Raw genomic sequence first — 3,328 nt, 5'->3', positions numbered from 1 at the left:
GCCATGGTCCAGCGGAACCCGATGACAACAAGGCCGATCACCACTGCATGCACCAATACGGCATAAACAATGGCCCGGATTCTTCCCGGATTGCGACGCAATGATCTGGCAAACACGTTATTTTCCCGGCGGCTCGGTCAGTAGCCCCACGCTCGGCGCACCGGCCGACTGCAGCACAGTCATCGCCTTGACCACTTCACCGTAATTGGCCTGCCGGTCGCCCCGGATCAGCACCGGGGTCTGCGGGCGTGCTCGCAGGATCGCCGCCACTTTCCTGGTCAATTCCTCAGGCGTGATACGGCGGTCATCGAGAAAGTACCGGCCCTCGTGATCCACCACCAGCACCAGCGTTTCGCGGTCCTGGTTTTCCACCGGCCGTGCCGCGGCCTTGGGCAGGTCCACCTTCACGCCCTGCGAAAGCAACGGTGCCGTGATCATGAAGATCACGAGCAGCACCAACATGACGTCGATATAAGGCACGACGTTGATTTCGCTCATCAGCTTCTTGCGGCGCTTGCGATAAGCCTCCATGCTCAGGCCCTCGAGGCAAACGCCTGGCGCTGGAGAATACTGGCAAATTCCTCCATGAAGATTTCGTAGCGTGTCACCAGCCGTTCGACATTATTGGAATAGCGGTTATAGGCGATAACCGCCGGGATCGCGGCGAACAGACCAATGGCAGTGGCGATCAACGCCTCGGCGATGCCCGGAGCAACATGCGCGATGGTGGCCTGCTGGACCATGCCGAGCGAGCGGAAGGAATTCATGATGCCCCAGACCGTGCCGAACAGTCCGACATAGGGGCTGGTCGAACCGACCGTGGCGAGGAACGAAAGATGCGTCTCGAGATAATCGATCTCGCGCGAAAGCCCCACGCGCATGGCGCGCTGCACGCCCACGAGGATGTCCATGGGCTGGATATTGGCCTGCTGATGGAGGCGCTTGTACTCGCGAAACCCTTCGACAAAAATGCCGGCCATGCCGGTGACGTTCGTGTCATTGCGCGACTGTTCGGAGAACATCTGATTGAGATTCGTGCCGGACCAGAATTTGGCCTCGAAGCGGTCGGCCGCGAGCTTGGCGCTCTTCAGCGCGAACCATTTGCGGAAAATCATGGTCCAGGAAAGCACCGACGCGGCCAGCAGCAGAAGCATCACCAGCTGCACCGGCAGGGAGGCGTGCTGGACCAGCGACCACATGGCGATGCCTTCGGTGGCGGTGACGTTCACGGTGACCCTCCGGCATCCAGCTGCGCGCGGACACGCGGCGGAATGGGACAAGGCGCGAACGTGGCGACATCGAGGCAGGCCACCTTCACTTCGCCCTCGCACAGCGTGAGGCCTTCGCGACGTACCTGCTGCGCAAAGGTAATACTCGCATTCCCGCATTTCGCGACCTGCGCTGTCGCCTGGAGCAAATCATTGAAACGGGCGGGTTTCAGGAAGTCGAGCTTGACGGAGCGCACGGCAAATAGGACGCCGTCACGGTGGGAAAGTTCATCCTGTTCGAAGCCCAGGGCGCGCAACCATTCGGTGCGTGCCCGCTCCATGAATTTCAAATAGTTAGCGTAATAGACCACGTTGCCGGTGTCCGTATCCTCGTAATAAACCCTGATGGGAATGGAAAAAACGGATTTCATTTTATCCGTGATATCGCAGATAAGAGCAGATCGCGGTTCCAAAATGATTATATTGATTCATTCCTCGAAAATGCCGCGCTGCACCTGATCGGGGGTTTGCGGAGCCCTCAGGCCAAAATGCTTCCACGCCGTGGCGGTGGCCATGCGCCCGCGTGGCGTGCGCATGAGGAAGCCCTGCTGAATCAGAAACGGCTCGATCACGTCCTCAATGGTATCACGCTCTTCGCTGATCGCGGCGGCGAGATTGTCCACCCCCACCGGGCCACCGGAGAATTTTTCGATCACCGCCAGCAGCAGCTTGCGGTCGAGCATATCGAACCCGCATTGGTCCACTTCTAGCATGTTGAGCGCCAGCTCGGCGATGTCACCCGTCAGGCGTCCATCGCCTTTGATCTGGGCAAAATCGCGCGCGCGCCGCAACAGACGGTTGACGATGCGCGGCGTGCCGCGCGAACGGCGTGCAATCGCCGTCACCGCCTCGGGCTCGATGTGCACGTCCAGGATCCCGGCGGAGCGCTCGACGATCCGGGCCAGTTCCGCCGGGGCGTAAAATTCCAACCGCTGGACGATACCGAAGCGGTCACGCAGCGGCGAGGTCAGCAGTCCCGCGCGCGTGGTCGCCCCCACCAGCGTGAACGGCGGCAGATCGAGCTTGATGGAGCGGGCCGCCGGACCCTCGCCGATAAGAATGTCGAGCTGGTAGTCCTCCATCGCCGGATAGAGGATTTCTTCGACGATGGGGCTCAGGCGGTGAATCTCGTCGATGAACAGGACGTCGTTCGGCTGCAGGTTGGTCAGGATGGCCGCCAGATCGCCGGGGCGCTCCAGCACCGGCCCCGAGGTCTGGCGCAGGCCCACGCCCATTTCATTGGCGATGATATGGGCCAGCGTGGTCTTGCCGAGGCCCGGCGGGCCGAACAGCAGCACATGGTCCAGCGCCTCATGCCGCCCGCGGGCGGCGGCGATGAAAATCTCCATCTGCCGCCGGATCGGTTCCTGACCGACGTATTCCGCCAGACGCGCCGGACGCAGCCGGCGCATATCGACGGTTTCGTCGGTCGCCTCCACCGCATGCGCGGATATCAGTCGGTCGGTCTCGATCATTATTAATCTATACTGCCATGCCCTTTAGGGCCTGACGAATGATTTCTTCCGCGCTCAGCCCCTTGGTGGAAGCACTGCGCACCGCGCGGCTTGCCTCGTTGGGCTTGTAACCGAGCGCCACCAGCGCGCTCACCGCTTCGCTTACCGGATCGCCCGGCGCCACCGGACCGGCGGTGGTAGTGGACGCCGGCATCGGAATATCCTTGGGCAACTTGTCGCGCATCTCGATCACCAGGCGTTCGGCGGTCTTGCGTCCGATGCCCGGCACTTTGGTCAGTCGCGCGATATCCTCCTCCGCCACGCAACGGCTGAACTCCTCGTCCGAGAGTCCCGAGAGCACCGCGAGTGCCACGCGCGGGCCCACGCCGTTGACCTTGAGCAGCTCGCGGAACAGCCGCCGCTGCGCCTCGCGGACGAAACCATATAATAGGTGCGCGTCCTCGCGCACCACCAGATGGGTATAAAGCGTGACCCTCTCGCCCACGGCAGGAAGTTCGTAAAAGGTGGTCATGGGCGCTTCCAGTTCGTAACCCACGCCGCCCACGTCCAGCATCAGCGCCGGCGGCTCCTTGCGCAACAGCACGC

Annotated in this window: 5 protein-coding genes; all 5 read right to left on the bottom strand. The window is 62.0% G+C overall.

What is annotated here, in order from left to right:
- Positions 1 to 117: 117 nt before the first annotated feature.
- Genes tolR through ruvA form a run of 5 tightly spaced genes read right to left on the bottom strand, consistent with a single transcriptional unit; the run spans position 118 to position 3,326 of the window.
- The gene (gene tolR / locus WB402_RS01130) at positions 118 to 531 is read right to left on the bottom strand and encodes a protein TolR (RefSeq protein ID WP_424204917.1); all 414 of its coding nucleotides are present in this window, start codon (positions 529 to 531) and stop codon (positions 118 to 120) included.
- Between the two features lie 2 nt (positions 532 to 533).
- On the bottom strand, positions 534 to 1,229 hold the full coding sequence (gene tolQ / locus WB402_RS01125; RefSeq protein ID WP_424204915.1) for a protein TolQ: 696 nt from the start codon (positions 1,227 to 1,229) through the stop codon (positions 534 to 536).
- Complete coding sequence (gene ybgC / locus WB402_RS01120; RefSeq protein WP_424204913.1) at positions 1,226 to 1,639, bottom strand: tol-pal system-associated acyl-CoA thioesterase; 414 nt, start codon at positions 1,637 to 1,639, stop codon at positions 1,226 to 1,228. The genes tolQ and ybgC overlap by 4 nt, the downstream gene beginning before the upstream one ends.
- 57 nt (positions 1,640 to 1,696) lie before the next feature.
- Positions 1,697 to 2,743 carry a Holliday junction branch migration DNA helicase RuvB gene (gene ruvB, locus WB402_RS01115; RefSeq protein WP_424204911.1) on the bottom strand — a complete coding sequence of 349 codons (1,047 nt, stop codon included), beginning with the start codon at positions 2,741 to 2,743 and terminating at the stop codon, positions 1,697 to 1,699.
- Positions 2,744 to 2,750: 7 nt separating this feature from the next.
- The gene (gene ruvA, locus WB402_RS01110) at positions 2,751 to 3,326 is read right to left on the bottom strand and encodes a Holliday junction branch migration protein RuvA (RefSeq protein ID WP_424204909.1); all 576 of its coding nucleotides are present in this window, start codon (positions 3,324 to 3,326) and stop codon (positions 2,751 to 2,753) included.
- Positions 3,327 to 3,328 lie beyond the last annotated feature (2 nt).

It is taken from the genome of Sulfuricaulis sp. (genome assembly GCF_049587675.1).
Taxonomy (GTDB): domain Bacteria; phylum Pseudomonadota; class Gammaproteobacteria; order Acidiferrobacterales; family Sulfurifustaceae; genus Sulfuricaulis.
This window is presented reverse-complemented; position numbering and strand designations above follow the sequence as displayed.

Excerpts from the sequence above, each read along its gene's own strand:
- tolR (WP_424204917.1), bottom strand. The coding sequence starts at position 531 with ATGGAGGCTTATCGCAAGCGCCGCAAGAAGCTGATGAGCGAAATCAAC.
- ybgC (WP_424204913.1), bottom strand. The coding sequence starts at position 1,639 with ATGAAATCCGTTTTTTCCATTCCCATCAGGGTTTATTACGAGGATACG.
- ruvB (WP_424204911.1), bottom strand. The coding sequence starts at position 2,743 with ATGATCGAGACCGACCGACTGATATCCGCGCATGCGGTGGAGGCGACC.